The organism is Streptomyces sp. Je 1-4 4N24 (assembly GCF_026239515.1).
Classification (GTDB): Bacteria; Actinomycetota; Actinomycetes; order Streptomycetales; family Streptomycetaceae; genus Streptomyces; species Streptomyces nigrescens.
This window is the reverse complement of record NZ_CP110836.1, coordinates 3,600,936-3,626,676: the sequence shown is the minus strand read 5'-3', so window position 1 is coordinate 3,626,676 and position 25,741 is coordinate 3,600,936. Positions and strand designations below refer to the sequence as shown.

Here is a 25,741-nt window from a genome sequence, read left to right as displayed (position 1 = left end):
GCGGCTCCGCCCGCCCCGGGCCCTCACCACGCCCCCCGGGGGCCGCCCGCCACCAGGCCGGCACGGTCGGCGACGATGGCCGCCTGGATGCGGTTGATCCCGCCCAATTTGCCCAGCAGGGCGCGCACATGGTCCTTGACCGTACTGGGGGCGAGCCCCATCCGGTCGGCTATCTGGGCGTTGCCCAGGCCCTCGCCCAGCAGGGCGAGCACCTCCGACTCCCGCGGGGTCAGCCCGCTCACCGCGCGCGCCGCCGACGCCTGGTCCTCGGCGGTCAGATAGCCCCCGATCACCGCACGCGTGACGCCCGGGTCGAGCACGCTGCCGCCCTCCGCCAGCGTCCGTACGGCCCGTACGAGTTGCTCCGGATCGGAGTCCTTGAGCAGGAACCCGGCCGCGCCCTCGCGCAGCGCCGCCGTCAGGTACTCCTGGGCGTCGAAGGTGGTCAGCATCGCCACCGCGGGCGGCTCCGGAGCGGCGCGCAGCCGGCGCAGTACGGTCAGCCCGTCCACGTCCGGCATGCGGATGTCCAGCAGTACGACGTCGGCCGCACAGCTCAGCACGGTGTCCACGGCCTCGGCGCCACCGCAGTCCGCGACCATCTCGATGTCCGGGGCGGTCCCCAGAATCATCCGCAGGCCCGATCTGACCAGCCGTTCGTCGTCCACCACAGCGACACGGATCACCGGCCGCCCCTTTCTCCTTCGCACCCATCCGAGCCCGCGGAACCGCCCGGCGCTGCGCGATTCCGTTCCCCTGTCACCGGGGACCGCCTTACGACGGACCCCCACCCCCGCCGAGCGGCGGGGGTGAGCCCGCGACCTCTGGAGGATGCCGAGGGGAGACCCCCGCGGGCAGAGTGGTTCTCATGCTGCACCACTGAAGAGGCCACAAGCCCAGGACGCGTTGCAGTTCACATCGGCGGCCGCCGCGACCCCCACACGCGACGGCCGCCTTTGGTGTGCGGGGGCGGTTCGGAGGGGGATCTCCCCCGCACCGCCAAGGGGCGACCTGTCGCCCCCTCAAAGTCGCTGGTCAGAGGGGCTATCGTCATCCCCCAGCCGCTCCCTCCGACTCTCCGCGACCCGCACCGCGTCCCGTAAAGCGGCACTGAGCTGAGCCGACAAATACCGCAACTGCCGCGCATCGGCCGCCGGATCACCGATCAGATCCCGGGCATGCTCCAGCAGCCCGATCCCCATCCCGAGTTGCAGCGCCTCGACATCGTCGGCGTACCGGGCGACGTAACCGCCCTCCCGGTCCGTGAAGAGATAGCAGGGTTTGTCGTCGGGGGAGGTCCAGGGGAGCCGGCGGGGGGGGGGTGGGGTGTCCATCGCGGGTGCCTCCGGTGCGTACGTCGTTGCGGCCGTGCTGGCTGTCGTTCTTGACGACGTGGCAACGCTAAGCAGCAGGCCACGGCCCGGACAGTGACGTGCTGTGCCACTTTCCGCGCGTACTGGGACGCCCCGTCCTACCCGTCGAGACCGAGGCGGTCGGCCAGTTCCGTGAGCGGTGAGGTGCGCCGCCGTTCGCGGTGGCGGAGGTCGGCCACGAGGCGACGGCTCGTGGAGTGGTAGCGCATCCATTCAGGGGCGGTGCGCTCGGCGGTGAGCAGAGCCTGGAGTGCGCCATCGTCCTTGTGCAGGTCGGCGAAGGCCAGGGCGCGGTCCACGTGGAAGCGCGCACGCCAGGTCGGCGGGAGCGCCAGCAGTTCGGGCACGGTGCGCGAGGCACGCAGGGCCTCGGCACTCTGCTCCATCTCCACCAGGAAGTTCACCTTGGCCACGCCTACGTTGGTCGGGCCGAACGGAGTCGCGTAATCGAGGCGGTCCGTGCCGATCCTCGCCGCTGCCGCGCTCGCCAGGTTGAGCAGATCCCGTACCGTGTCGTGCCGCTCCAGGCGGACCGCGGCCGTTGCCGCGCGAAGCAGCAGGATTCCCCACAGCGCCAGTTCGGCCGGCGGGGAGCGGAACCCCGGCTCGATGCGTTCGGCGGCGTTCAGCGCGACGCGTTCGGCGTCGGCCAGCCGCCCCTGCTTGGTGAGGATCCAGGCGAGGCTGGAGAAGCCGACGGTCTGGAGGTGGGGATCGTCTCCCTTGGCCGCCGCGGCCATCGAGCGTTCGAGGGCGGTGAACGCGGCGTCCTCCTTGCCCAGCGCCGTCAGCGTCGTCGCGGCGACCTGGTAGGCCTCGGCCAGGACCGAGTGGGCCGCGGCGGCCTCGGCCCCGCTGCCTGCGCGGGCGGCCGCCTTGGCGTCCCTGATCAACTGCGGTAGCAACGCGCCGATTTCCCCCATCCGTCCGTCGCGGCGGATGCGCTCCGTCGAACGCAGCGAAGCCCGCAGTGCCGCGATGCCGGGCGGATCCTCGGGGTCCGGATCATCGCCCAGCAGGTCGGACACCGGCGAGATGGCCTGGCGCAGCGCCAGGACGGAGGGCTGGTCACCCTCACTGCGCACCTCGAAGGTGGCGGGCTGCCCGACGAGCGCGGACGGCTCCACGTCCAGGGCTCTGGCCAGCGCATTGAGCGTTGTCAGCCGCGCCGTCCGGCGTACGCCCTGCTCCAGCTTGCGGACGATGTCGACGCACAGGCCCGCCCGTTCGGCGAGCCCCTCCTGCGTCAGCTTCCGCCGTGCGCGCAGCCGGGCAATACGCTCACCGATACCGGGTTCCTCGTGGAACATCTCCATGACCACCCCCGCAAGAAGGACGTACCGCCCACGCTACGCCCGTACGCGCAGTGCCAGCCCCTACAGCCTCAGGCGCAGCGGAACGCGAGACGTGGGCCGTTCGTCTGCCGGATGACCGAGTTGCCCGAGGACACGGAGTACAAGTGAGCCCCGAACGACACATCGCGTACCGAGAAGCACAGCCCGCGGACAGGGAACAGATCGACGCGATCGACGACTCGTTCACCACGGACACCGTCTACGAGGTCGTCGTGGGGGACGAGGGGTTCGCGCTGCGGTTGGCCTTCGTCGATCCCCCGCTGGTCAAGGTCTTCCCCGACGATGAGGACGACGAGGACGACGAGGACGACGAGGTGGCTGAGGACGTGCACCGGGAAGTCGCCGTCGAGGACGGGACGGTGTGCGGTTTCGTTGCCGTCGGGGTCGAGGAGTGGCACCGCCGCCTGGTCATCCACCAGATCGCGGTGGCGTCCACGCACCGTGGGCGCGGTGTCGGCGCGGCGCTGATGCGGCGGGCCTGCGCGTACGGGAGCCGGCTCGGAGCACGAACGGCCTGGCTGGAGACAACGAATGTGAACGTTCCCGCCATCCGCGCCTACCGGCGGATGGGGTTCAGCCTCTGTGGCCTCGACACCACCCTCTATCGGGGTACGTCGAGCGAGGGCGAGACCGCGCTGTTCATGAGCAAGGCACTCGGGGCGGGCGGCTGAACCTCCTGGAGGCTCCACGCCCGTGCGCGGAGGGCCAGGCCCCTAAAGCCACCCCTCCCGCCCCATCGCCGCCGCCCGGACACCCTCCGTGCGGGGCTCGCCGTAGGGGCCGGAGCCGCGGCCGGTGGCCAGGACGACGACCGAGGTCATGGCGGCCAGGCCGTAGGCCGTGGTGGCCATGGACAGGGCGCCCGCGGTGGTCTCGAAGGAGCGGTTGAAGAAGTCGGAGACGGTCAGCCACACCACCGTCCGTACGGTCATGTACAGCTCCAGCGCGGCGAACACCAGGAGGGCGCCCCGGACTTCGCGGCGTCCTCGTAGGGCCAGCACGCCGAGGATCAGCAGGACGAGGACCGAGCCGACGGTGGTGAACTCGGCGGAGGCCGCGAGATCGAGGGCGCCGAGTACCGAACCGTCCACCACGCCGCGCAGATAGCGGCCCGCGTCCACGCCGGTGGCCGTCAGGTCGCGTAGGGCCCAGCCGAGTTCCGCCAGCGCCATGACCAGGAACAGCACCCCGCAGATCCGGGACAGGCGGCGCCACCGGTCGTCCGGGCCGCCCGCGCCGGCGGTGGGCGGGCGGTCGTCGTGTGCGCGCTCGGTGGCCGGGAACATCGAGAACAGCACGACCAGCGCCACCACCACCCCCAGACCGCGGGTGGCGAGCGCCCAGCTGCCCAGCGGGTCATTGGTGTACTGGTGGCGGTAGGCGGCGTGGAGCAGGCCCACGCCCTCCCGCAGGGAGAGGGCGAGCAGTACGAAACCGGACAGCAGAGCCGCGGAGCGCGCCACCCGCCGCTGGGCCAGGGTCATCCCGGCGATCACCAGGAACGCGACGGTGAAGGCCCATTCGTACGGGCCGAGGATCTGGGTCGTGGGGGAGGCGCCCGGGTTGAACAGGCCCTCGACGAAGTCCCAGGTGCTGCCGTCCCCTTGGGTGATGCCGAAGACCGTCCAGGCGCCCAGCACACCGGCGTACAGCGTCAGGCACAGGCCGGTCGCGAGATAGGCGCCGCTGTGCTCCGGAGCGGCCCGGCCCGGATCGGGACCCGGACGGACATCCACCGTTCCACCGTCCTGCATCACCATGACCGACCCCCGATCCGCCTCTCGTGGCCGCCGTACCGGCAGTTCCCGTACAACAGCCTCACTGTGTCAAGGACGGCGGGAGAGCCGGTGGAGGTTCCACCCCGTGTCGTCCGGCTGCCGTCCGTTTGATCAGCGCACATGCCGGGACGTGGCCGCGATGAAATCCCGGATGCCCTGGCGTGTGGTGGCCCGCAGTTCGGTGAGGGCCTCCCGGTCGCGGGCCCAGTGCAACTCCGTCGTCGCCGCCATCACCTGCTCGCTGCGGTCGAGTATCTCCGGGTCATCGCTCACCATCTGCGCCCGGAACATGGCCTCTTGGGCGCTGTAGCGGGTCTTGTACACCTCCTCGCGCAGCTCCGGGGTGTCCTCGCCGCAGCGGTCGTCCTCGTGCAGGACGAACCAGCGGTGGACCAGGACCCGCCGGTACTCCAGCAGCGCCCCCGCGTAGGCGCAGTACGCATCGATCCGCTCCTGGCGCAGCCGCTCCGCGCGGGCGAACCGCTCGCTGCGGTCGGCCGAACGGCTCTGGAAGACGTGGGTGATTCCGGAACCCAACAGGGTGCCCACGACGGCCACGACGCTTGCGACAACTGCCTCCATGAGGGCAGTGCATCACAGCGGACCAGGTCAGCGGCAGGGTACGCATGACCATGGCCGGTCCATGGGTGCCGCCCCTCCCGGAAGGGCGGCGGTGCGGCAAGATGGGGTCATGGGGATCTTCGGGGGCGAGGGCCGACTGATCGGTGGCCGGTACCGCCTGGGAATACGGCTGGGCCGCGGCGGAATGGGAACGGTCTGGCGGGCCACCGATGAAGTGCTGGGTCGCCAAGTCGCAGTGAAGGAGCTGCACTTGGACGAGGGAACGGCTGAGCCCGAAGCGCGGGTGCAGCGGGAGCGGGCGATGCGGGAGGCGCGGACCGTCGCGCAGATCAAGCATCCCAATGTGATCGTCGTGCATGACGTCGTCGAACAGGACGGCCGGCCGTGGATCGTGATGGAGCTGGTGGAGGGCCCGTCGCTGGCCGACCGGCTGCAGAGCGGCGGACCGGTGGCGCCGCGCGAGGCGGCCCGGATCGGCATCGCGCTGCTGGGCGCGCTGCGGGCCGCGCACACCCGCGGGGTGCTGCACCGCGACATCAAGCCCGCCAACGTCCTGATGGAGTCGGGCACCGGCCGGGTCGTGCTCACCGACTTCGGTATCGCCCAGGTGCCCGGCGTCACGACGCTGACCGACGCCGGCGGCTTCGTCGGCTCGCCCGAGTACACCGCGCCGGAGCGGATGGCCGGGCGCGGCACCGGCCCCGAGGCCGACCTCTGGTCGCTCGGGGTGCTGCTGTGCGCCGCGCTCAGCGGTGCCTCGCCGTTCCACCGCGACTCGCTGGGCGGGGTGCTGCACGCGGTGGTGTACGACGAGATCGAACTCCCGGAATCCGCCCGCCCGTTGCACGCCGTCGTCCAGGGCCTGCTGGAGCGGGAGCCGGAGCGACGGCTGGGCGTCGCCGAGACGGAGCGGCTGCTGCGCGGCTATCTGCAGTCGGGCCGCGCCCCGGAGCGCGGGCCTGGCGGGCACCTGGGGCACGGGGCCGGTCGCGGTCATGACGGGCATGGCGGACACAGCGGTCCCGGCGGTCATGGTGGTCACGGCGCCGGAGGCGGTGGGCTCGGAGGTGGTGGGGCCGCGGGCCTCGCGGCCGAGGCGGTGGCGGGCGCGGGCGGACCGGGCGCACCGGGCAGTCCGGGCGGACCGGGCGGGCCGTTCCCCGGGGTACCGGACGTCCCGCGTTATGCCGGGCCGGACGTCCACGCCCCCTTGTACGACGTTCCCGACGGCGGTCTGCCGGGGGAGTACCTGCCCAGCGGGCACCCGCCCAGTGAGGGCGCCCCGGTCGCGGGTACGCCGCCCCCGGGCCCGGCCACTCCGGCACGTACACCCGCCGGAGGCGGCGCCGGCAGACCCGGTGGCCGTACGGGCGGCCGCACCCCGGGCCTGCCGATCCGGGACGCGCTCGACGACCGGGCGCTGGCCGCGGCCGCCCGCCCGCACACCGGCCGCGCCCGTACCGCCCTGCTGGTCGCGCTCGCGGCGGTGGTGATCGGCGGCGTGGGCGCGGGCATCGCGGTGCTGCTGATGAACCAGGGCGGAACCGACGGCGGGACCGGCACGGGCGGCCGGCCCAGCCGGTCCCAGCAGGCCTCGGACACCGGGTCACCACAGGGCGGCGGCTCCGGCTCGGCGGAACCCACCGTCACCCCGCCGCCGGCCTCCGGGGGCGCCGGCAAGATCCCGGCCGGATACCGCCTGGTCCGCGACCCGGAGGGCTTTGCGCTCGCCGTACCCGAGGGCTTCACCCGCTCCTACGAGAACGACCGCGTCTACTACTACTCCCAGGGCAAGCGGTTCCGGATCGGCATCCAGCTGCAGCAGCAGGTGGCGGAGGGGCCGCTGGGCGCGATGCGTACGGCGCACGCCAAGGGCCCCGCCGATTACCGCGGTTACCGTCAGGGGCAGGTCACCGAGACCACCCACAACGGGCTCCAGGCCGGACTCTGGGAGTTCGTCTGGGACGGCAGCACCCAGGACGGCGGCTCGCGGTACACCTACGACCTCAGCTGGGACGAAGGCGGCCGGATGATCGATGTGTGGATCTCCTCCCCGGTCGCCTCGCGCACCGAGGCCAAGCGGCACTTCGACACCGCGCTCGACGCGTTCCGGCTGTCCGGGGCGTGATCGCGGGCCTCCTGGTAGTCCCAGACCAGCGCCCTTGCGGCCAGCGGACACTGGCACGATTGTGGGTGCCGCGTGAAAACTCATTACTGCCGGGTACACAAAGCGCCGGGGGAGGAATACGCTCGCCCGCATGACGGACTCGCAGGACACCGGAACCGCCTCCTCCGCCGCCGAGGCCCCCGCGGAAGCCCCCGCCGAAGCTCCCGCGGAGGCTCCCCCCGTAGCCGCCGAGGCCCCCGCAGCCACCGCGCCCGACGCGGCCCCGGCCGGGGGAGCGGCCGAGAGCGGGGGAGGCAACCCGGTCGCCCCCACCCCCGCGGGCGCCCGTACCGCCGCGGACGTGGTCACCCCCGAGGTCGCCGCCCGGCTCACCCGCGGTGTGGTGAGCGGAGGAGGGCGCACCGCCAACCACACCCCGTTCACCGGGGAGAAGCTGGCCGACCTGCCGGAGTCCACCCCCGAGGATGTCGCCACCGCCTTCGAGCGCGCCCGCGCCGCCCAGGAGCGCTGGGCGAAGGTCCCGGTCAAGCAGCGTGCCGCGGTCCTGCTCCGCTTCCACGACCTGGTGCTGCGCCGCCAGGCAGAGGTGCTCGACCTGATCCAGCTGGAGACCGGCAAGGCGCGGCTGCACGCCCACGAGGAGGTGCAGGCGGTCGCCGTCACCGCCCGCCACTACGGCCGCAAGGCCCATGCCTACCTCAAGCCCAAGGCCCGCACCGGCGTCGTACCGACCCTCACCAAGGTCACCGAACTCCGCCAGCCCCGGGGCGTCGTCGGGCAGATAGCCCCGTGGAACTACCCCTTCGAGCTGTCCGTCGGCGACGCCCTGCCGGCCTTCGTCGCGGGCAACGCCGTCGTCATGAAGCCCGACACGGAGACCGCGCTCACCGCCCTGTGGGCCCGTGAGCAGCTCATCGAGGCCGGGCTGCCGGAGGACGTCTGGCAGGTCGTGCTCGGTGAGGGCCCGGTCGTCGGCCCCGCCGTCGTCGCGCACGCCGACTACGTCTCCTTCACCGGCTCGACCCGTACGGGCCGCGAGGTCGCCCAGGGCGCCGCCGCCCGGCTGGTCGGCGTCTCCCTCGAACTCGGCGGCAAGAACGCCATGTTGGTGCTCCGGGACGCCGATGTGGAGAAGGCCGCCGCCGGCGCCGTCCGCGGCTGCTTCTCCTCCGCCGGCCAGCTGTGCATCTCCATCGAGCGGCTCTACGTCCACGAGTCCATCGCCGACGACTTCCTCCAGCGCTTCGCCGCCCGGACGAAGGCGATGCGGCTGGGCAACGCCCTGGCCTACGGCGCCGACATGGGCTCCCTGGTCGGCGAGCGCCAGCTGGAGACCGTCACCCGCCATGTCGAGGAGGCCGTCGCCAAGGGCGCCACCCTGGTCGCCGGCGGACGGCCCCGCCCCGACATCGGCCCGCTGTTCTACGAGCCGACCATCCTCGACGGCGTCGAGGCCCCGATGGCGGTCTGCGGTGAGGAGACCTTCGGCCCGGTCGTGTCGATCTACCGCTTCCGCGACGAGGACGAGGCGGTGACGCTCGCCAACGCCACCCCGTACGGCCTGAATTCCAGCGTCTGGACCAAGGACGGCCGCCGCGGCCGCGCGGTCGCCGCCCGGATGCGGACCGGGACCGTCAACGTCAACGAGTCCTACGCGGCCGGCTACGGCAGTGTGCAGGCCCCGATGGGCGGTATGGGCGACTCGGGCCTGGGCCGCCGGCACGGCTCCGAGGGCATCCTCAAGTACACCGAGGCACAGACCGTCGCCCAGCAGCGGCTGATGCCGCTGGCCCCGTCCTTCGGCATGACCGACGAGAAGTACGCGCAGTTCATGAGCCGCAGCCTGCGCGCGATGAAGGCGTTCCGACTCCGTTAGGGCCACTCCGGCGGATCAGGCCCTAACCAATGCAGCAGGGAGAGCCAGTGCCCCAGGAGAACTCTGCCCGGAATCAGGACGGCAACGGCGACCGAGAGGTCCCCGACGCCCCCGACGTCCCCGACGACGGCTACGACTACGACGTGCTCGTCGTCGGCTCCGGCTTCGGCGGCGCGGTCTCCGCCCTGCGGCTGACCGAGAAGGGCTATCGCGTCGGCGTCCTCGAAGCCGGCCGCCGCTTCACCCGGCAGACCCTGCCGAAGAACTCCTGGGACATCCGCAACTATCTGTGGGCCCCGGCACTCGGCTGCTACGGCATCCAGCGGGTGCATCTGCTCGGCAATGTCATGGTGCTGGCCGGTGCGGGCGTCGGCGGCGGCTCGCTCAACTACGCCAACACCCTCTACGTCCCCCCGAAGCAGTTCTTCGAGGACCGGCAGTGGGGCCACATCACCGACTGGCAGGAGGAGTTGGCCCCGTACTACGACCAGGCCAAGCGGATGCTGGGGGTGCGCCTCAACCCGACGATGACGCCCTCCGACGTCCATCTCAAGGAGGCCGCGGAGAAGATGGGCGTCGGCGACTCCTTCCACCTCGCCCCGGTGGGGGTCTTCTTCGGGGACGGGGAGGATGCGGACGGGACGTCGAAGGCGGCCGCGGGCACGGAGGTCCCCGACCCCTACTTCGGCGGCCAGGGCCCGGCCCGTAAGGCGTGTACGGAGTGCGGCGAGTGCATGACCGGATGCCGGCACGGCGCCAAGAACACCCTCAACGAGAACTACCTCCACCTCGCCGAGCGGGCCGGCGCCGTCATCCACCCGATGACCTCGGTCGTCACCGTCACCGAGGACGCGCGCGGCGGTTTCGCCGTCGGCACCCTCCCCACCGACAACAAGCGCAAGGGCCGGGGCCGCACCTTCACCGCCCGCCGGGTCGTCCTCGCCGCCGGCACGTACGGCACCCAGACCCTGCTGCACAAGATGAAGGACAGCGGACTGCTGCCCGGCCTCTCCGGCAAGCTGGGCGAGCTGACCCGGACGAACTCCGAGGCGCTGGTGGGCGCGCAGACCGACAACCGCCGCTACCGCAAGCGGCACGGCACCAAGGCCGACTTCACCCGCGGGGTCGCGATCACCTCGTCCATCCACCCCGACAGCAACACCCATATCGAACCGGTCCGTTACGGCAAGGGTTCGAACGCGATGGGCGCGATGTCCATCCTCCAGGTGCCCGTAGACGGCCGCGGCTCGCGCGCCACCCGCTGGGCCGCGAACTGTCTGCGTCATCCGCTGCTGCTGCTCCGGTCGCTCTCCAACCGCCGCTGGTCGGAGCGCACCATCATCGGCCTGGTGATGCAGTCGAAGGACAACTCCCTGACGACCTACCGCAAGCCGGACGGCCTCGGGAAGGGCCTGCTCACCGCCCGCCAGGGCCATGGCGCACCGAACCCCGAGCAGATCCCCGAGGCCACCGAGGCGGCCACCCTGCTCGCCCAGGAGATCAACGGCTTCGCGGGCAGCAACGTCGGCGAGCTGATGGGGACACCGCTGACCGCGCACTTCCTGGGCGGCTGCCCGATCGGCGCGGACGCCGACCACGGCGTCATCGACCCGTACCACCGCCTCTACGGCCACCCGGGCATCTCGGTCGTCGACGGCGCCGCGGTCTCCGCCAACCTGGGCGTCAACCCGTCCCTGACCATCACCGCGCAGGCCGAGCGCGCGATGTCGCTGTGGCCCAACAAGGGCGAGACGGACCCCCGCCCCGCGCCGGGCGGGGCCTACCGACGGCTGGCGCCGGTCGAACCGGTCCGCCCCGCGGTCCCCAACAAGGCGTTCGGCGCCCTGAACCTGCCGTTCCTGTCCGTCCCGCCGGTCCCGCCGAAGAAGTCGCTCACCTAGGTTGCGTTCTGCCAGGTCTCGTCCTGCGCGAGCACGGCGGAGGGCCGCACCCGGAACCAGGTGCGGCCCTCCGCTTCTGCGCCTGCCGTTACGCGGCGGCGGCGCCGTCCGTCTTACGGCGGCGGACGACGAAGATCGCGCCCGCGCCCACGACCATGGCGACCCCGCCCACGATGCCGACGGTCGGCAGCGCGGAGGAGGCACCGGTCTCGGCCAGGTTGCCGGTCACCGGCAGCTTGTCCATGCCGTCCTTCGGCTTGCCGTTGTTGACCGGCTTTCCGCCGCCCTGCGTACCGGGCTTGTTGCCGGGCTTACCGGGCTTGGCCGGCGGGATCTCGCCCGTGTTGCTGCCGGCGGGCAGGATCGTGAAGTCGTACCACTGCTCCTCGGACCAGCCGCAGGAGCCGTCCTTGTTCTGGTAGTCGCCCGCCACCAGCGCGAAGCCGTCACCGGGCGCGGCGCCCCTGTCGGCGCGGATCCGCATCTTCAGCTCAGCGGTCTGGTGCGCGTCGAGCTGGAACCAGCCGAAGTACTCCCCGTCGGTCCACTCGTCGAACGAGGTCCACTTGCCGGTGTCCGGGTTCTGGTACTCCAGGTCGAGCTGCGACTTGGGGTGGTCGATGTCGCCGGTCGACACCGCGTAGATGACCGGGTAGACCTCGTCCAGCGTCTGGTCCGTGGTGTTGGCCAGCTGCACGCTGAAGCCCTTCCAGCCGCCGCCCGCGACGAGCTTGGAGGGCAGGTTGGCGACGGTCACCTTGATGGCGGTGTCGTCGACCGTGCACTCGTCCTCGTCACCGGGCTCGCCCGGCTCGGTGGGCTCGGCCGACGTGGAGGGCTTGGGGGTGCCGCTCGGCTTGGTCTCGCCGCCCGGGGTGCCCGGGGTGGACGGCTCGGCGCCGTCACCGTTCCCGGTCTCCTCCCCGGACTCGGTGTCGTCGCCCGGCGTGGTGTCGCCCGGCGTGGTGTCGTCCGTCGTGTTCTCGTCACCGGCGTCCGGGGTCTCCGGCTGGGCGGTGGGCTCGTCGGACTGCTCCGGGCCAGGGGTGCCCGGCGTGGGCTCGGCGCTCGCGCCGGCCTCGGTCTCGGGACCGGTCGCGTACGCGGCAGGGGCCGCCAGCAGAGCGGCGGGGGCTATGACGGCCGTAGCGGCGGCAGCCGTCAGGGCACGGCGAAGCTTCATCGAGAAGACCTCTCGGGTCCAAAGTGCCGAAGTGCGGCACAAGTGGGTTGCGGGCCGTCGCGGTGGGGCGCGGGATGGCCGTGCGATTGCAGGTACATGACCGGCCATGGCCGAAAAAGGTTGTCCGCTCAACCAGAAACGCCGTCGTGATGCCGATCACACCCGTCACAGCAGCCTCACAGGATTCAGAAAGCCAGCGCACAGCACTGGCTGGACGGTGGGTGCGCGCCGGGCGCACACCCGGCACAGCGAAGGGCCCCGGACACCGTCCGCGAGGGGGGTTGCGGACGGTCACGGGGCCCTTGGCTTTCGGTGCCGGCGTCAGGGCAGCGCCGGCACCGAGGAGCGGCGCTGGGGGGGGGGGTAGCGCCGCTGGCTTTCGGGGGTGGTGCGCGATGGTGCGGAGCCCGCGATGGTCGGACCAATGGCAGTGCAAGGTCCCCACCGGACGCGGTGCGTCGTACGTCAAGCATCGTCCTGGATACGCCTCACCTGGCGCAACCGTTTCGACCGGATGCGGTCGGTCCCGGGCGTCCCCAGGACCGACCACCCCATCGGATGTGACCGGGCTGCTGTCCCCTGCTGACCGGCCACGGCACCGGAGCGAGGTCCCACGACGCGGGCCGCGGCTGGCGGCCGGCGTCTCATCGCTCCGGGTTTCCGCCCGTGAGGCGGCGTCTACGCGTAGTCCTGCAGGCCGCACCTGGCTGGCGTGGCACCGGGAACAACGAAGCCTCGCAGCGGCCGGTCACGCGCCGTACGGGTGAGTCGGCAACCGAACGCAGATCCGGCAGCTGCGCCGGGGCGCGAGTGTCCCGCCACGCGCCCCGCCGGTCCGCGAAACCGACCGAACACCAGCCAAAACCGGCCACGCTGCTGACCCGTGTCTGCCTCAGATCTGGCCCCGGCACAGCTCCAGCAGGGTCATCGCCAGCGCGGTGCCCGGCTTGCCGAGCTGGTCGCGGTAGTGGGCGAGGATCTCCATCTCGCGGGCGAGGTTCACCCTCCCCCAGCTACCGCTGGGCGGTACCCCCAGTCCGCCGGAGGTGATGCGCTCGCGCTGGATGACGGCCGAGACGGCCATCCGTTCCTGGACGAGGCCGATGATGTGGCCGTCGAGATCGTCGATCCGCTGCCGTGCGTCGGTGATGATCCCGGCGGCCTCGGGGGAGTGGGCGCCGGTGTCGGGGGCGGTGCTGGTCCGGGTGCTCATGTCCGTGTCTCCTGGGGTGTGGGTGGCCCCGGAGCCGATGAGAGGTCCCGACAGACGCAGACGCCCCGGACCTTGTCGGCCCGGGGCGCCTGGGAAGTTGCTCGTCAGTGGATCAAGCAGCACGACCATGGCAGCCGGTTGGGCCGGTGCCATAGGTAAAGACGAAGGTCAGCTGCTTGTTCACGGGGCTCAGTATGAGCCCGTTAGAATCGAAAGTCCAACCCCTGCTCCACACCGCCGGAAGGCCGCCGAAGTGCCATCAGCGCCCCCTGCCGCTGCCCCGGACGTCGTCCTCGTAGTCGACTTCGGCGCACAGTACGCCCAGCTCATCGCCCGACGGGTCCGTGAGGCCCGGGTCTACAGCGAGATCGTGCCGTCCACCATGCCGGTGGCGGAGATGCTCGCCAAGAACCCGAAGGCGATCATCCTCTCCGGCGGTCCCTCGTCGGTCTACGCCGAGGACGCCCCCAGCCTCGACCGCTCCCTGTTCGAGGCCGGTGTCCCGGTCTTCGGCATGTGCTACGGCTTCCAGCTCATGGCCACCACCCTCGGTGGCACCGTCGACAACACCGGCGCCCGTGAGTACGGCCGTACCCCGCTGACCGTCTCCCGCCCCGGCTCCACCCTCTTCGAGGGCACCCCCGCCGAGCAGTCGGTGTGGATGTCGCACGGTGACGCCTGCTCCGCCGCCCCCGAGGGCTTCACGGTCACCGCGTCCACGGACGTGGTCCCGGTCGCCGCCTTCGAGAACGACGAGAAGAAGCTCTACGGCGTCCAGTACCACCCCGAGGTCATGCACTCCACGCACGGCCAGCAGGTGCTGGAGCATTTCCTCTACCGCGGTGCGGGCATCGAGCCCAGCTGGACCACCACCAGCGTGGTGGAGGAGCAGGTCGCCGCGATCCGCGCCCAGGTCGGCACCAAGCGCGCCATCTGCGCACTGTCCGGCGGTGTGGACTCCTCGGTGGCCGCCGCCATCGTGCAGAAGGCCATCGGTGACCAGCTGACCTGCGTCTACGTCGACCACGGTCTCCAGCGCAAGGGCGAGTCCGAGCAGGTCGAGAAGGACTTCGTGGCCGCCACCGGTGTCCAGCTGAAGGTCGTCGACGCCGAGGAGCGCTTCCTGACCGCACTGGCCGGGGTCAGCGACCCCGAGCAGAAGCGGAAGATCATCGGCCGGGAGTTCATCCGCGTCTTCGAGCAGGCCCAGGCCGAGCTGGTCGCCGAGGCCGGCGCCGAGGGCGAGGAAGTCGCGTTCCTGGTCCAGGGCACGCTCTACCCGGACATCGTCGAGTCCGGCGGCGGCACGGGCACCGCCAACATCAAGTCGCACCACAACGTGGGCGGGCTCCCCGACGACATCGAGTTCGAGCTCGTCGAGCCGCTGCGGCAGCTGTTCAAGGACGAGGTCCGGATGGTCGGCACCGAGCTCGGCCTGCCGGACGCGATCGTCCACCGCCAGCCGTTCCCCGGCCCCGGCCTGGGCATCCGGATCGTCGGCGAGGTCACCAAGGACCGCCTGGACCTGCTGCGCGAGGCCGACGCCATCGCCCGCGAGGAGCTGACCGCGGCCGGTCTGGACCGCGAGATCTGGCAGTGCCCCGTGGTGCTGCTCGCCGACGTCCGCTCGGTCGGCGTCCAGGGCGACGGCCGTACGTACGGCCACCCGATCGTGCTGCGCCCGGTCTCCTCCGAGGACGCGATGACCGCGGACTGGACGCGGATGCCGTACGAGGTCCTGGCCCGGATCTCCACCCGCATCACCAACGAGGTCGCCGACGTCAACCGCGTCGTCCTCGATGTCACCAGCAAGCCCCCGGGCACCATCGAGTGGGAGTGACCCCACCCGTCGGGCCGGGGTGATCCCGCCGGTCGTCCGACAACGCCGCCGCTCAGCCTGCTGAGCGGCGGCGTTGTCGTGTGTGGGGCGAGACTTCATGGACTTTCTGTCCAGTCTGGACGTACAGTCCAGGCATGGGACAAGCAGAAGAGGTCCAAGACCCCCGGGTGCGGATGTGGGCGCCGGTGTGCCAGGCCGTCGCGCGCCTGCTCGGTCCGTACGCCGAGGTGGTGCTGCACGATCCGGACACCGACCAGATTCTGGAGATCTGGAATCCGATGGGCTCCCGCGGCCCGGGGGACCCCTCCCTGCTCGGTGAGCTGGACGAGCTGGACCCGTCGCCGCAGGGCGTGTACGGGCCCTACGAGAAGCTGCTCGCGGACGGCCGCCGGCTCTCGTCGGTGAGCGCGGTCCTGCGGGACGCGCACGACCGGCCGTCGGCCGTGCTGTGCATCAACCTCGACCGCACCCCGCTGGAACAGGCCGCGGCGGTGCTGTCCGCCTTCGGCGCCCCGACCGTGCAGCGCCCCGAGCCGCTGTTCGAGCAGGACTGGTCCGAGCGCATCCAGCACATCGTCGGCAGCCACGTCCGCGAAACGGGCCGCCCCGTCGAGCGCATGACCCGCCAGGACCGCCTGGCCGTCCTCGGCCGGCTGGACGAGGCGCGGGTGTTCGCCGTGCGCCGCGCCGCGCCGGTCGTCGCCGGGGCCCTGCGGGTGTCCCGGTCCACCGTCTACGGCCTGCTGGCCGAGCTCAGAGCATCCAGCGCAAAGGACTGACCGCCATGACCCGGCTGCCCGACTTCCGCCTCGAAACGTACTTCTCCCGCTGGGAGTTCACCGCCCGCCACCACCTGACCGCCTCCGACGTCCAGACCATGACACTCAGCGAGCTGCTCGGGCTGGCCGACGACAAGGACCGGGAGGCCTTCGAGAACCTCTCCCTGGGCTATACCGAGACCTTCGGCGACCCGGCCCTGCGCGAGGTGATCGCCCAGACGTACGCGCAGGCCGACGCGGACGACGTCATCTGTTTCGCGGGTGCCGAGGAAGCCCTCTATCTGGCGATGAACGTGCTGCTCGGCGCCGGTGACCACGCGGTGGTGGTGACCCCTAACTACCAGGCCGCCGAGACCGTGCCGCTGGCGCTGTGCGAGGTCACCGGCGTGGCCCTCGACGCGGACCGGGACTGGGCCCTGGACCTCGACGCGGTGGCGGCGGCGATCCGGCCGAACACCCGGGTCGTCTCGGTGAACTTCCCCAACAACCCGACCGGCAAGGTCATCGACGCCGCCGACTTCCTCGCCCTGGCCCACCTGTGCGATGAGCGCGGTATCCACCTGTTCAGCGACGAGGTCTACCGCGGCCTGGAGCGCGACCCGGCCCGCGCACTGCCGCAGGCCGCCGAGGTGTCCGAGCGCGCACTGTCGTTGAACGTGACCTCGAAGTCCCTGGGGCTTCCCGGACTGCGCATTGGCTGGATCACCTGCCGCGACCGTGCGCTGCGCACCCGTCTGGAGCGGGCCAAGCACTACACCACCATCTGCAACTCCGCGCCCAGCGAGGTGCTGGCCCGTATCGCCCTCAAGGCCCGCGAGACGATCCTGCACCGCAACCGGGCCCTGATCGCGGCCAATCTGCCCGCTTTCGAGGCTTTCTTCGCCGAGTTCGCGGACGACTTCGCGTGGCAGCCGCCGGACGGCGGATGCGTCGCCTACCCCCGCTACCTCGGCGCCGACGGAGTGGAGGAGTTCTGCACCCGCCTGGTGGAGGAGGCCGGCGTCCTGCTGCTGCCCGCGAGCATCTACCGCTCCGAACTCACCGCCACCCCCGCCGACCGTTTCCGCATCGGCATCGGCCGTCGCAACCCGGAAGAGGGCCTGGCGGCCTTCGCCGACTGGATGCGGGCGCGCCGATGACGCTCCCCGTCTTCGACGCGGCTGCCATCGAGCGGGCCGCCGGGCCGCAGTTGGTCCTGGAGACCGTCCGCGACGCGCTGATCGCGCACGCGGAAGGCCGTACCCATGTGCCGCCGCCGCTGCACCTGGACTTCCGCGAGGCCGACGGGGACTGTCACGTCAAAGCCGGCTGGATCAGTGGCGCCGCCGACTTCACCGTCAAGATCGCGTCCGGCTTCTACGGCAATCCGGTGCTGGGCCTGCCCGCCAACCACGGTCTGGTCTGCGTCGTCAGCGCCCGCACCGGACAGCCGCGCGCGCTCCTCGACGACGGCGGTCTGCTGACCGCCTGGCGCACCGCCGCCGCGGGCGCGCTGCTCACCCATGCCATGGCCCGGCCAGCCGCCGGCACGCTGGCCGTCTTCGGCACCGGTGAACAGGCCCGCCTCCAGGCGCTCTGGCTGGCCGAACTCCGGCCGGTCGGCGCGGTGCTGGTCCATGGCCGCTCCCCGGACAGGGCCCGGTCCCTGTGCGACGTACTCGGTGCACACGGCCTGGCCGCCCGGCCCGCTGCCGCGGCGGAGGCGGCGGAGGCCGACATGATCATCACCGCGACGCCGGCCAGGTCGCCCGTTCTGGACGCCTCCCGGGTGCGCGCGGGCGCCCATGTGACCGGCATCGGCACGGACATGCCGCACAAGAACGAGCTGCCGCCCGCGCTCTTCCACCGTGCGCAACTCATCGCCACCGATGACCACGACCAGTGCCTCGACCACGGAGACTTCGGCCATGCCGTCCGCGCCGGGGCCGCCGCCGAGGACGGCGACCTCGCGGCCGGCCTGCTGCTCAAGGCGCCCGTCGACCGGCCGGACACCGCGATCACGGTCGCCGACCTCACCGGTGTCGGGGCGCTCGACGCGGCGCTCGCCTCGGCCGTCCTCGGCCGGCTCACGGAGTGAACGACCAGGGGTCACTGCCTTGCCGCGGCCCTGGCTCCGGCTCCGGCTCCGCGCCTGTGCCGCGGCCCGCGGGGACGGCGGCGAGGCCCGCGGGGACGGCGGCGCACAGTGGCCGCGTCCTCAGTCCCGTACGGCCGAGGCCAGCCGCTCCAGCGTCGTCGTCATCGCCGGGCCCATCCGCCGTGGATAGCCGGGGAGTTCGATGATGAGACGGGGGAGCCGGGCGCGTGACCAGTCATAGGTGTGGGTGACCCGGGTGGTGCCCCCGCCCTCGGTGCCGTCCGTGCCGTCCGTGCTGTCTGTGCCGTCCGTGCTGTCTGTGCCGTCCGTGCCGTCCGTGCCGTCCACGGAGGTCAGCTCGTAGCGCCAGCGCTGCCCGCCGACCAGCCGCCGGCCGCGGAACTCACCCCAGGTCTCCCAGGCGATCAGCCGGTCCTTCTCGTACTCCACCACGACATTCACCGACCGGTACGCGATACGTCCCTGCACCATCCCCATGCTGAACCGGTCGCCGGGTCCCAGCGGCGACGGCCCCTGCGGGCGGCCGCGCAGCATGCCCGAGCCGTCCAGCTCGGCGTGCCGGGCCGGGTCCCGGAGGACGGCGAAGATCTGCCGTGGTGTGGCGACGATGTCCCTGCTGACCGATATGGCCCTCATGGTGTGTCCCCTCTGCTGCCGTTGCTGGAGCCCTCATCATGCAGGCAGCCGCGGCTGTGTGGGTCGCGGCCCTGGTTACCTGCGGTAGTGGAAGGTAGCTTCCGCCTCGAGCATCAAGAGCCGTATGTGCCAGGAGGAGAGCCGCGATGCCCGAGCCGACGCCCATACCCACCGATCAGCTGCACTTCGCGATGCCGCCGACGCATCAGACCGTCGAGGGCGAGCGGCGCCACCGCAAGGAGCGCCTGGTCGCGGCGCTGCGTCTCTTCGGGCGCCATGGCTTCGAGGAGGGTGTCGCGGGCCATATCACCGTGCGCGACCCGAAATTCCCCCACTGCTTCTGGGTCAACCCCTTCGGGATGTCGTTCCGGCACCTCACGGTCAGCGATCTGATCCTGGTGAACGCGGAGGGGAAGGTCGTCGAGGGCCGCTACCACGTCAACCAGGCGGCGTTCGCCATCCACTCCCAGGTCCACCGGGCCCGCCCCGACGTCATCGCGGCGGCGCACAGCCACTCCACCTACGGCCGGGCGCTGTCCTCGCTGGGCGAGCTGCTGGAGCCGATCACCCAGGACGTCTGCGCGTTCTACGAGGACCATGCGCTCTTCGACGACTACACGGGCGTGGTGGTGGACGAGGAGGAAGGGCGGCGGATCGCGGCCGCCCTCGGGCCCCACAAGGCGGTGATCCTACGCAACCACGGGCTGCTGACGGTCGGCGACTCGGTGGACGCGGCGGCGTGGTGGTTCCTCACGATGGAGCGCTCCTGCCAGGTCCAGCTGACCGCCAAGGCCGCCGGCAAACCGGTGCTGATCGACCACCACAACGCCGTCCACACCCGCGAACAGCTGGGCAACGACCTGGTCGCCTGGATCAACTACCAGCCGCTGTACCAGCAGATCGTGCGCAGCGAGCCGGATCTCTTCGACTAGGCCCTCCCCGTCGGCCGGCCGGCGTGCGAAGTGCAAGGGCGGGTGCCCTGCGGGACGTACGGAGGTCCCGCAGGGCACCGCGCCTCACGGATGCGGGAACAGATCGAGGAACGGCGCGGCCGTTGCCGAGATACCGCGGCTGAAGGGTGCGTCGAAGTCCCAGACGAGGAACAGCAGGAAGGCGATCAGTGCGCTGAAGAGCCCGGCCATCAGCAACTCCCGCCCCGAGCGCCGGATCTGCAGGGTGAACATGACGCCGATCGAGATGGCGCCACCGATGATCAGCCCGAACCACACCACCCCCGGCAGCGTCGATTCGGCCGCGTCCGCACGGGCGGCGCGGGCACCGTCGGCCACCGCGACCTGATCGACGAGGGGCTGGTACGACTGCCCCTCGAAGTCGTTGCGCGGACGGTAGTCGGTGACATCCGCCCGGACCTTCGTCAGCAGCTCGGTGCCGCGCGGGGTCAGCTCCCCCCGCTCGGCCATCACCGGCCACTCCTTGTGCACCACATAGCTCGCATACGCGTTGACGTCCGCGCGGATACGGTCCCGCACCGGCGCGGGGTAGGCCCGAGCCCGCGCGCTGACCTCGTGCAGGGCCTGCGCCTCGGTCCGTACGGTGTCCTCGGCCGCGCTTCTGGCCTCCCAGACACCGGCGATGGCCAGACCCAGCACGATCGCGTACACCACCCCCACCATCATCGTCAGATACTCGATCACATCGGGTGTTTCGGACGGGTCGTCGTCCTCGGTGATCCGGCGCTCCTTGAGCACGGTGATGGTCAGGACGACGCCGCAGGCAGCGGCCATGGCGATGGTCAGCACCAGCCATTGCGACATGGAGACCTCCTACGAGGAACGGCGCCCGGCGGAACCGGACGAGGAGCTCGAACGGGGACGGAGGGCGGCGCCGGCCAGCACGGCCGGGGCGGTGATCAGCAAGGTCGTGGTCACCATGGAGCGCCCGTTGTGCGGCCGGTGGGACGGCCGCGCATAGCTGCGGGGCAGGGCGGGCGGCGGTGACGCCGGGCGGCGGAGGACGGGTGTGGGCTTCGGTTTCGGTTTCGGCTTGGGCTTCGGCTTGGGTGCGGGCGGTGGTGCCGCCGGGCGGGCGCGCGGAGTGGGGGGTGGGGGAGGTGGCGGCGGGGGCGGTGTCGGCCGGGGTGCGGGGGCGGGTGGCGGTGGTGGTGCGGGCTTGGGGACGTGGGGGCGGGGTGCCGGTGCGTGGGAGGGCGTCGGCGGGGGCTTGGTTGAGGTGCAGGGGAAGTGCCAGTCGCGGGGCATGGGGAAGCCGGTGGGTACGTCCACCGGCGGCGCCGTTCCGGCGTAGGCGCAGTTGTCGCCGGTGACCGGCCGGTTGGGCCGGTCATGAGCGGCGGCCGTCGGTGCGACGACGAGCAGCGCGGCGAGCCCGGTCAGCAGGAGGAACGCGACGGCGGCCGACAGCCCGGAACCGAGGCGCGGCCCTGCCGGTCTCGGCGGTCCCTCCCGGTTGCGCGGTGTTTGTGGTCTCCGTGGCGCTTGCGGCCTCCGTGGCGCTTGCGCTCTCCGCTGAGCTTGCGCTCTCAGCGGAGTCTGCGCTCTCAGCGGAGTCTGTGCTCTCAGCGGAGTCTGTGCTCTCCGCTGAGCTTGCGGTCCGTCCAGGTCATCGCGGCTGTGTGATCCGTGGGATCCGTATATGTAACGCACGGCGGAAGCTTGCGCAGCGCGCCGACCGCTCAGCCTTCGCCGTGGCCCGGTTCGCCCGAATAGGGGAAGCGCCGGGGTTCCGTGGTCGGCGCGCCGGTCAGGTGTGCGGGGGGGGGAGGGGAGGGGCGCGTGCCTCGGCGTGGAGTGCTCGTGTGGAGGTGCTCGTGCGGTGGTGTCCGTGTGCAGGTGCGCGCGTGGAGGTGCCCGTGCGAGGTGTCGGGCGCTGCTGGTGGGGTCTGTGTGGCGGGAGAGGCCCGTCTGCCGTCGTACGTCAACGCGCCGATGCGTCCGCCACCCGCCACCAACTGGACGTTTGATGTCCGCCCCGCCGGGGTGGGGCACAATTCCCCTGCGTATAAGTCAAGTTGATGATCAGTGGTGGCGGGCGGTAGCGGACGTGTCGGTGGAAGCGGCGGGCAGGATGGCCGGAACGGGCGAGCCGGGGGACGGTGCGGAGCGCGCCGCCGGCGGTGAGTGCCGATGCGGACGGTGCCCGCACGGGGCCCGTGCCGGGCATCAGCAGGCGGTTGCCGCGTTTGTCGCGCTCCGCGAGGACTTCGCCGCCGGGCGGGGGGTGCCGGCCGGACTCGCACGTTCCGCAGGTGCGGCCCGGCAGTGGGTCTCCGACGAACTGACGCTGTCCGCACGGGAGGTCGCCCAGCGGCGGGCCGCCGGAAAGGCGGCCTGGCTGGCGGCCGTACGGTGGCGCACTCTGCTCGTCGTCTGGGGCGCGGTGGTGGCCCTGCTGCTCGGGCAGGCGCTGACCGCCCTTGGCGCCGGCTGGACGGTGGCCCGTACGACGGGGCTGATCGCGGCCGTCGTGCTGGCGCTGGGGCTGACGGCGGCGGCCTGGCGGCACCGGGCGCACGGCGGGGCGCTGGCGCCGCTGATCGGTGAGGACGGACGGCTGTCCACCTCGCGGACGGTGGCGGCGGGCTGGGCGACCGCGGTGCTGTACGCCGTTCTGACGGTGGCCGCACAGCAGGCGGCCGCGGCACCGGGCGAGCGACGTCAACTCCTCCAGGGGTTGGCGCTCGAACGGTCCGGCGCCCTGCTGGTGGCGCTCGCCGTCGGGTGCGGGGTGGCCGTGGTGGCGCACGGGCTGGTGGCCTCGCGGGTGCGGTCGGGGCGGCTGCAGAAGGTTCCCGCGGAGCGGCCGCGGGCCGCCGATCTGCTGGCGGACGACGCGGGGCGGGGCAGTCTCCTGGACGTGCAGTACGTCCTGGTGCATGCGGCCGTGCTGGGGTGCGCGTTGGTGCGGCTGGCCGGGCGGCCGGAGCAAGTGCCGCAGCTGCCCTGGGGGTTGGTGGTCCTCCTGGTGCTCTCCGGGGCGACGTATCTGGCGGGGAAGGCGATGACGGGCGGCCGTCCGGTGATCCTCTCGGTCGTCCGCTCCCGTGAGCTGGGGGATCTCGCCGCGCCCGTCCGTACCGGCGATGACATCGAGATCCGTGGCGCCGGCTTCGTGCCGCCGGGCGCCGGGACGCCCGACCGGCTCGCCCGGACCGTCGTACGGATCGGAGATGTGCATGTCCCCGTCCCGCTGGTCCCGGTGGCCGGCGGCTTCGCCAATCCGACGGACGGGGTGCTGACGGTCCCGGTGCCGGTCGATGTCGAACCCGGCCGGGTGGAGGTCCGGGTGGTCACGGCGGCGGGTGTGGAGACGGACGGCTACCCGATCGACGTCCTGGACTGAGCCCCGGTCGGCGTCCTGGACTGAGCCCCGGTCGTCGGGCGAGGGCCGGTCGTCGAGCGGCGGCCGATGTGGGCAGTGTGGGCAGTGCGGCCGGTGTGGGCAGTGCGGCCGGTGCCGCTGTTGCGTGACGATTCTGTGTGCCGCAGTCGCCTGAAGTGCATCGGTCCGTTGAACCTCTTGCGCACGTGCGTACGTATCTCCCCAGGAGGCGCGGGCGCGGGCACAATCGTCTGCGCCCGGTGGCAACGGAGAGGCGGACGTCATGGTGCACGCGAATCGTACGATCGGTGCCGATTTGGGAGGGGCGGGCGTCGAAAGTGCCGGCGCCGGGTTGCGGGGGCAGCTGGCGCGCCATGCGCTGCTCCCCCTGCGGCTCTTCTTGGGGGCCACCTTCCTCTATGCGGGCATCGACAAGCTGACGGACCCGGCGTTCCTGTCGGCCAGTGGCGCGGGTTCGCTCGGCGAGATGCTGCGTCAGGTCCATGACGCGGCGGCGCTGCCGCAGCTCGTGGAGATCGCGCAGAAGAGTCCGGTGAGCTTCGGCTACGCCATCGCGGCTGGTGAACTGGCGGTGGGCCTCGGAATCCTGGTGGGTCTGCTGGGACGGCTGGCGGCGTTCGGCGGTGCGCTGATCTCGCTGATGCTGTGGCTCACCGTGAGCTGGGCGACCACGCCCTACTACTACGGCAATGACCTCGCCTACCTGATGGCCTGGGTCCCGCTCATGCTGGCCGGTACGCCGAGGTTCTCCCTGGATGCCGCCCTGGCCAACCGCCGCAAGCGGCACGGGGCCCAGCTGTTCGGCTAGGGGGGATACCTCCTGCGGCCTGTCCGGTCGAGCGGGGTCGGAGAGGCCCCAGGCGGAGGGCGTGGTCGTGACGGGCGGGGTGGCGAGGCCGGTCGCGCCGGGTCGGGGCAACGGTGCTCCCGGCCCGCGCGTGTCAGAGGCCCGTCGGGGGTGGTGGGTCCGTGTGCCGTCGGCGGGTCGTGGGCCGGACGGCGGCGGTGATGCCGGAGAGGAGCAGGCCAGTGGGGAGGGCGAGGAAGAGCCATGGGCCGGGCGCGTGCCAGAGGCCGAGGGCGTCGACGCCGTAGGCCGTGCCGAGGGGTGAGGGCGGTGAGGCCCGCGATCAGGCGGGCCGGTGCGAAGGGGTGGCGCTTCACCGGTGGGCTCCCTGGGGGGTCGGGGCGGCCGGGGCGGCGGGGGCCGGTGTGGCGCGTTCGACGGCGACCTGGCCGGCGCCGAGTTCGAGGTTCAGCTCCACCGAGCCGCGCGGCTTCTCGCCCTTCTTGAGGCCGTCGGCGGGGAGGGTGACCGTCCGCTGTCCGCCCGCCGTGAGGTCCACGTCGTGCGGCGATTCGCCGGGCAACTGGACATCGCCGAGGCCGAGCGAGATATGGAGACGGGCGGTGACACCGTGCGGCAGCGTCACTTGAAGGCGGCCGGCGCCCACTTCCACGCCGGTGCGGACCGTGCTGCCCGCTTTCAGGGGCAGGCCGGTGAGGTCCAGCTCCCCCTCTCCCGAACCGAGTTCATACTGCGGCTGGACGGCGCCGAGGGTGGTGGGGGACCAGGTGCGCTTCTGCCATTGGGCGGTGAGGTTGTCGGGCAGCGTCGTCGCGCCCGCCAGCAGCAGGGCCGTCAGCACCACCATGAAGACCGTGCCGCCACCGGTGCGTCCGAACCAGGCGCTGAGCACCAGCCCGAGACCGAAGACGACCAGCGCGCACGCCAGGCCCGCCTGGAGGGCCGGCACCGGGCCGTCATGGCGGGAGACGGCGAGCGCTGTGCCGCAGCCGGCGAGCAGCGCGAGCAGGAACGTCCAGCCGCCGATCGGGCGTCCGCTGCGGCGGCCCCGGCGCGGGTCGCGGGCAGGCGGCGCACCGCCCGGCGGCACGGGCGCCCCGGGCGGACGGCCCGCGTCGGACCAGCCGTCGTGCCGGTACGGGGCCGTGGCCGCACCGTGCTCGGCCCGGTACGTGATGTCGAGGGGGAGCGGGGTGGTGTCAGGCCCCCACAGATAGCCCGGACCGGCCGCCTCCCCGCGCTGGGCGCGCCACCAGGAGGGGCCGGCGGGCACCGGGGGCGCCTTGGTCTCGGGCGGGGCGTCGGCGACGGCCTGGGCCGTTGCGGTGTCCATCGCCTCCGGGCCCTCGGTCTCCACCCGCCGGCGCCGGCGCGACCAATGGGCGGAACCGGCCGCCGCCAGCGTCAGCATGATGGCGAACGACATCATGCTGCCCTTGGCGAGGGTCGTCAGGAACAGTCCGCAGCCGATCAGCGCCAGGAGCAGGGCCGTCAGCGCGGGGCCCTCGACACGGCCGGAGAGCAGCCTGCGGCCCTCGTTCTCGTCCTCGCCGTCGAGGGGGATGAGCAGCCAGGCGAAGCCGTAGGCGATCAGCCCGAGGCCGCCGACGGCCAGCACGGCGAGCACCACTCGGAAGATCACCGGATCGAGATCCCACTGCCGGCCCAGCCCGCCGCAGACCCCGCCGATCACCTTGTGCCGCCGGCTGCGGCGCAGCGGCGGATGCGACGGGGCGGAGCCGGTGGGGCCGGCGGGCGCCGACTCCTCGACGTGGGCTGCATCGTTCATGGGCCCATGGTGACAAGGGCGACGCGCTCCCGGCATCAGTGGAAACCCTGGCAGATCCCTGAGATCCCCCGATGCCGGCCCC

At 72.2% G+C, this 25,741-nt stretch carries 22 protein-coding genes; 12 read left to right on the top strand and 10 right to left on the bottom strand.

Annotated features, from left to right (window positions below; all coding sequences use genetic code 11):
• Positions 1 to 23 precede the first annotated feature (23 nt).
• From SLV14N_RS15450 to SLV14N_RS15440, 3 genes are all read right to left on the bottom strand, one after another.
• Positions 24 to 686: a response regulator transcription factor gene (locus SLV14N_RS15450; protein ID WP_208681415.1), complete on the bottom strand. Its 663-nt coding sequence runs from the start codon at positions 684 to 686 to the stop codon at positions 24 to 26.
• A gap of 336 nt (positions 687 to 1,022) precedes the next feature.
• On the bottom strand, positions 1,023 to 1,334 hold the full coding sequence (locus tag SLV14N_RS15445) for a hypothetical protein (RefSeq protein WP_265873550.1): 312 nt from the start codon (positions 1,332 to 1,334) through the stop codon (positions 1,023 to 1,025).
• Positions 1,335 to 1,471: 137 nt separating this feature from the next.
• The gene (locus tag SLV14N_RS15440) at positions 1,472 to 2,689 is read right to left on the bottom strand and encodes a helix-turn-helix domain-containing protein (RefSeq protein ID WP_208681413.1); all 1,218 of its coding nucleotides are present in this window, start codon (positions 2,687 to 2,689) and stop codon (positions 1,472 to 1,474) included.
• Between the two features lie 143 nt (positions 2,690 to 2,832).
• Here SLV14N_RS15440 and SLV14N_RS15435 point away from each other — a divergent pair, with 143 nt between their 5' ends.
• Complete coding sequence (locus SLV14N_RS15435) at positions 2,833 to 3,399, top strand: GNAT family N-acetyltransferase (RefSeq protein ID WP_263269697.1); 567 nt, start codon at positions 2,833 to 2,835, stop codon at positions 3,397 to 3,399.
• A 42-nt stretch (positions 3,400 to 3,441) separates the two neighbouring features.
• On the opposite strand, the gene SLV14N_RS15430 is transcribed toward SLV14N_RS15435, so the two are convergent.
• Both SLV14N_RS15430 and SLV14N_RS15425 read right to left on the bottom strand, forming a co-directional pair.
• The gene (locus tag SLV14N_RS15430; protein WP_263269695.1) at positions 3,442 to 4,488 is read right to left on the bottom strand and encodes a hypothetical protein; all 1,047 of its coding nucleotides are present in this window, start codon (positions 4,486 to 4,488) and stop codon (positions 3,442 to 3,444) included.
• Positions 4,489 to 4,617: 129 nt separating this feature from the next.
• The gene (locus SLV14N_RS15425; RefSeq protein WP_208681410.1) at positions 4,618 to 5,088 is read right to left on the bottom strand and encodes a hypothetical protein; all 471 of its coding nucleotides are present in this window, start codon (positions 5,086 to 5,088) and stop codon (positions 4,618 to 4,620) included.
• A gap of 109 nt (positions 5,089 to 5,197) precedes the next feature.
• Between SLV14N_RS15425 and SLV14N_RS15420 the strand changes: the two genes are divergently transcribed.
• From SLV14N_RS15420 to SLV14N_RS15410, 3 genes are all read left to right on the top strand, one after another.
• Complete coding sequence (locus SLV14N_RS15420) at positions 5,198 to 7,216, top strand: serine/threonine-protein kinase (protein WP_263269693.1); 2,019 nt, start codon at positions 5,198 to 5,200, stop codon at positions 7,214 to 7,216.
• 130 nt (positions 7,217 to 7,346) lie between these two features.
• The gene (locus SLV14N_RS15415; protein ID WP_263269691.1) at positions 7,347 to 9,092 is read left to right on the top strand and encodes a succinic semialdehyde dehydrogenase; all 1,746 of its coding nucleotides are present in this window, start codon (positions 7,347 to 7,349) and stop codon (positions 9,090 to 9,092) included.
• Between the two features lie 47 nt (positions 9,093 to 9,139).
• Positions 9,140 to 10,993 carry a GMC oxidoreductase gene (locus SLV14N_RS15410; RefSeq protein ID WP_269470885.1) on the top strand — a complete coding sequence of 618 codons (1,854 nt, stop codon included), beginning with the start codon at positions 9,140 to 9,142 and terminating at the stop codon, positions 10,991 to 10,993.
• A gap of 88 nt (positions 10,994 to 11,081) precedes the next feature.
• On the opposite strand, the gene SLV14N_RS15405 is transcribed toward SLV14N_RS15410, so the two are convergent.
• Positions 11,082 to 12,176, bottom strand: coding sequence for a cell wall protein (locus SLV14N_RS15405; protein ID WP_263269689.1), 1,095 nt, complete (start codon positions 12,174 to 12,176; stop codon positions 11,082 to 11,084).
• 892 nt (positions 12,177 to 13,068) lie between these two features.
• Positions 13,069 to 13,389 (bottom strand): chorismate mutase, encoded by a 321-nt coding sequence (locus SLV14N_RS15400; RefSeq protein WP_208681406.1) that lies wholly within the window; start codon positions 13,387 to 13,389, stop codon positions 13,069 to 13,071.
• Positions 13,390 to 13,642: 253 nt separating this feature from the next.
• Here SLV14N_RS15400 and guaA point away from each other — a divergent pair, with 253 nt between their 5' ends.
• From guaA to SLV14N_RS15380, 4 genes are all read left to right on the top strand, one after another.
• Positions 13,643 to 15,229 (top strand): glutamine-hydrolyzing GMP synthase, encoded by a 1,587-nt coding sequence (guaA, locus tag SLV14N_RS15395; protein ID WP_208681405.1) that lies wholly within the window; start codon positions 13,643 to 13,645, stop codon positions 15,227 to 15,229.
• A gap of 134 nt (positions 15,230 to 15,363) precedes the next feature.
• Complete coding sequence (locus tag SLV14N_RS15390) at positions 15,364 to 16,008, top strand: transcriptional regulator (protein WP_208681404.1); 645 nt, start codon at positions 15,364 to 15,366, stop codon at positions 16,006 to 16,008.
• A 5-nt stretch (positions 16,009 to 16,013) separates the two neighbouring features.
• Positions 16,014 to 17,147, top strand: coding sequence for a pyridoxal phosphate-dependent aminotransferase (locus SLV14N_RS15385; RefSeq protein ID WP_208681403.1), 1,134 nt, complete (start codon positions 16,014 to 16,016; stop codon positions 17,145 to 17,147).
• Positions 17,144 to 18,085: an ornithine cyclodeaminase family protein gene (locus SLV14N_RS15380; protein WP_263269688.1), complete on the top strand. Its 942-nt coding sequence runs from the start codon at positions 17,144 to 17,146 to the stop codon at positions 18,083 to 18,085. Before SLV14N_RS15385 ends, SLV14N_RS15380 begins: the two co-directional genes overlap by 4 nt.
• 120 nt (positions 18,086 to 18,205) lie before the next feature.
• Here SLV14N_RS15380 and SLV14N_RS15375 read toward each other — a convergent pair whose 3' ends face one another.
• Positions 18,206 to 18,742: an SRPBCC family protein gene (locus tag SLV14N_RS15375; protein WP_263269686.1), complete on the bottom strand. Its 537-nt coding sequence runs from the start codon at positions 18,740 to 18,742 to the stop codon at positions 18,206 to 18,208.
• A gap of 146 nt (positions 18,743 to 18,888) precedes the next feature.
• On the opposite strand from SLV14N_RS15375, the gene SLV14N_RS15370 reads away from it, so the two are divergent.
• Positions 18,889 to 19,674, top strand: a complete 786-nt coding sequence (locus SLV14N_RS15370; RefSeq protein WP_263269684.1) for a class II aldolase/adducin family protein — start codon at positions 18,889 to 18,891, stop codon at positions 19,672 to 19,674.
• Between the two features lie 84 nt (positions 19,675 to 19,758).
• Here the strand turns inward: SLV14N_RS15370 and SLV14N_RS15365 are convergent, their stop codons facing one another.
• The gene (locus SLV14N_RS15365; RefSeq protein WP_208681399.1) at positions 19,759 to 20,517 is read right to left on the bottom strand and encodes a DUF4239 domain-containing protein; all 759 of its coding nucleotides are present in this window, start codon (positions 20,515 to 20,517) and stop codon (positions 19,759 to 19,761) included.
• Between SLV14N_RS15365 and SLV14N_RS15360 the strand changes: the two genes are divergently transcribed.
• The 3 genes from SLV14N_RS15360 to SLV14N_RS15350 all read left to right on the top strand — a co-directional run bounded on the left by SLV14N_RS15360 (position 20,516) and on the right by SLV14N_RS15350 (position 23,870).
• The gene (locus SLV14N_RS15360) at positions 20,516 to 20,674 is read left to right on the top strand and encodes a hypothetical protein (RefSeq protein WP_263269682.1); all 159 of its coding nucleotides are present in this window, start codon (positions 20,516 to 20,518) and stop codon (positions 20,672 to 20,674) included. The two genes, SLV14N_RS15365 and SLV14N_RS15360, sit on opposite strands and share 2 nt — an antisense overlap.
• 1,113 nt (positions 20,675 to 21,787) lie before the next feature.
• The gene (locus SLV14N_RS15355) at positions 21,788 to 23,062 is read left to right on the top strand and encodes a hypothetical protein (RefSeq protein WP_263273162.1); all 1,275 of its coding nucleotides are present in this window, start codon (positions 21,788 to 21,790) and stop codon (positions 23,060 to 23,062) included.
• 262 nt (positions 23,063 to 23,324) lie between these two features.
• On the top strand, positions 23,325 to 23,870 hold the full coding sequence (locus SLV14N_RS15350) for a TQO small subunit DoxD (RefSeq protein ID WP_208681397.1): 546 nt from the start codon (positions 23,325 to 23,327) through the stop codon (positions 23,868 to 23,870).
• A gap of 352 nt (positions 23,871 to 24,222) precedes the next feature.
• Here SLV14N_RS15350 and SLV14N_RS15345 read toward each other — a convergent pair whose 3' ends face one another.
• On the bottom strand, positions 24,223 to 25,659 hold the full coding sequence (locus tag SLV14N_RS15345) for a PspC domain-containing protein (protein WP_263269681.1): 1,437 nt from the start codon (positions 25,657 to 25,659) through the stop codon (positions 24,223 to 24,225).
• Between the last annotated feature and the right edge of the window lie 82 nt (positions 25,660 to 25,741).

Coding starts and splice junctions, on each gene's coding strand:
- SLV14N_RS15360 (WP_263269682.1), top strand. CDS start 20,516: ATGGAGACCTCCTACGAGGAACGGCGCCCGGCGGAACCGGACGAGGAG.
- SLV14N_RS15425 (WP_208681410.1), bottom strand. CDS start 5,088: ATGGAGGCAGTTGTCGCAAGCGTCGTGGCCGTCGTGGGCACCCTGTTG.
- SLV14N_RS15440 (WP_208681413.1), bottom strand. CDS start 2,689: ATGGAGATGTTCCACGAGGAACCCGGTATCGGTGAGCGTATTGCCCGG.
- SLV14N_RS15385 (WP_208681403.1), top strand. CDS start 16,014: ATGACCCGGCTGCCCGACTTCCGCCTCGAAACGTACTTCTCCCGCTGG.
- SLV14N_RS15445 (WP_265873550.1), bottom strand. CDS start 1,334: ATGGACACCCCACCCCCCCCCCGCCGGCTCCCCTGGACCTCCCCCGAC.
- SLV14N_RS15390 (WP_208681404.1), top strand. CDS start 15,364: ATGGGACAAGCAGAAGAGGTCCAAGACCCCCGGGTGCGGATGTGGGCG.
- SLV14N_RS15355 (WP_263273162.1), top strand. CDS start 21,788: ATGGCCGGAACGGGCGAGCCGGGGGACGGTGCGGAGCGCGCCGCCGGC.
- SLV14N_RS15420 (WP_263269693.1), top strand. CDS start 5,198: ATGGGGATCTTCGGGGGCGAGGGCCGACTGATCGGTGGCCGGTACCGC.
- SLV14N_RS15370 (WP_263269684.1), top strand. CDS start 18,889: ATGCCCGAGCCGACGCCCATACCCACCGATCAGCTGCACTTCGCGATG.
- SLV14N_RS15380 (WP_263269688.1), top strand. CDS start 17,144: ATGACGCTCCCCGTCTTCGACGCGGCTGCCATCGAGCGGGCCGCCGGG.
- SLV14N_RS15350 (WP_208681397.1), top strand. CDS start 23,325: ATGGTGCACGCGAATCGTACGATCGGTGCCGATTTGGGAGGGGCGGGC.
- SLV14N_RS15400 (WP_208681406.1), bottom strand. CDS start 13,389: ATGAGCACCCGGACCAGCACCGCCCCCGACACCGGCGCCCACTCCCCC.
- SLV14N_RS15375 (WP_263269686.1), bottom strand. CDS start 18,742: ATGAGGGCCATATCGGTCAGCAGGGACATCGTCGCCACACCACGGCAG.
- SLV14N_RS15345 (WP_263269681.1), bottom strand. CDS start 25,659: ATGAACGATGCAGCCCACGTCGAGGAGTCGGCGCCCGCCGGCCCCACC.
- SLV14N_RS15405 (WP_263269689.1), bottom strand. CDS start 12,176: ATGAAGCTTCGCCGTGCCCTGACGGCTGCCGCCGCTACGGCCGTCATA.
- SLV14N_RS15415 (WP_263269691.1), top strand. CDS start 7,347: ATGACGGACTCGCAGGACACCGGAACCGCCTCCTCCGCCGCCGAGGCC.
- SLV14N_RS15430 (WP_263269695.1), bottom strand. CDS start 4,488: ATGGTGATGCAGGACGGTGGAACGGTGGATGTCCGTCCGGGTCCCGAT.
- SLV14N_RS15365 (WP_208681399.1), bottom strand. CDS start 20,517: ATGTCGCAATGGCTGGTGCTGACCATCGCCATGGCCGCTGCCTGCGGC.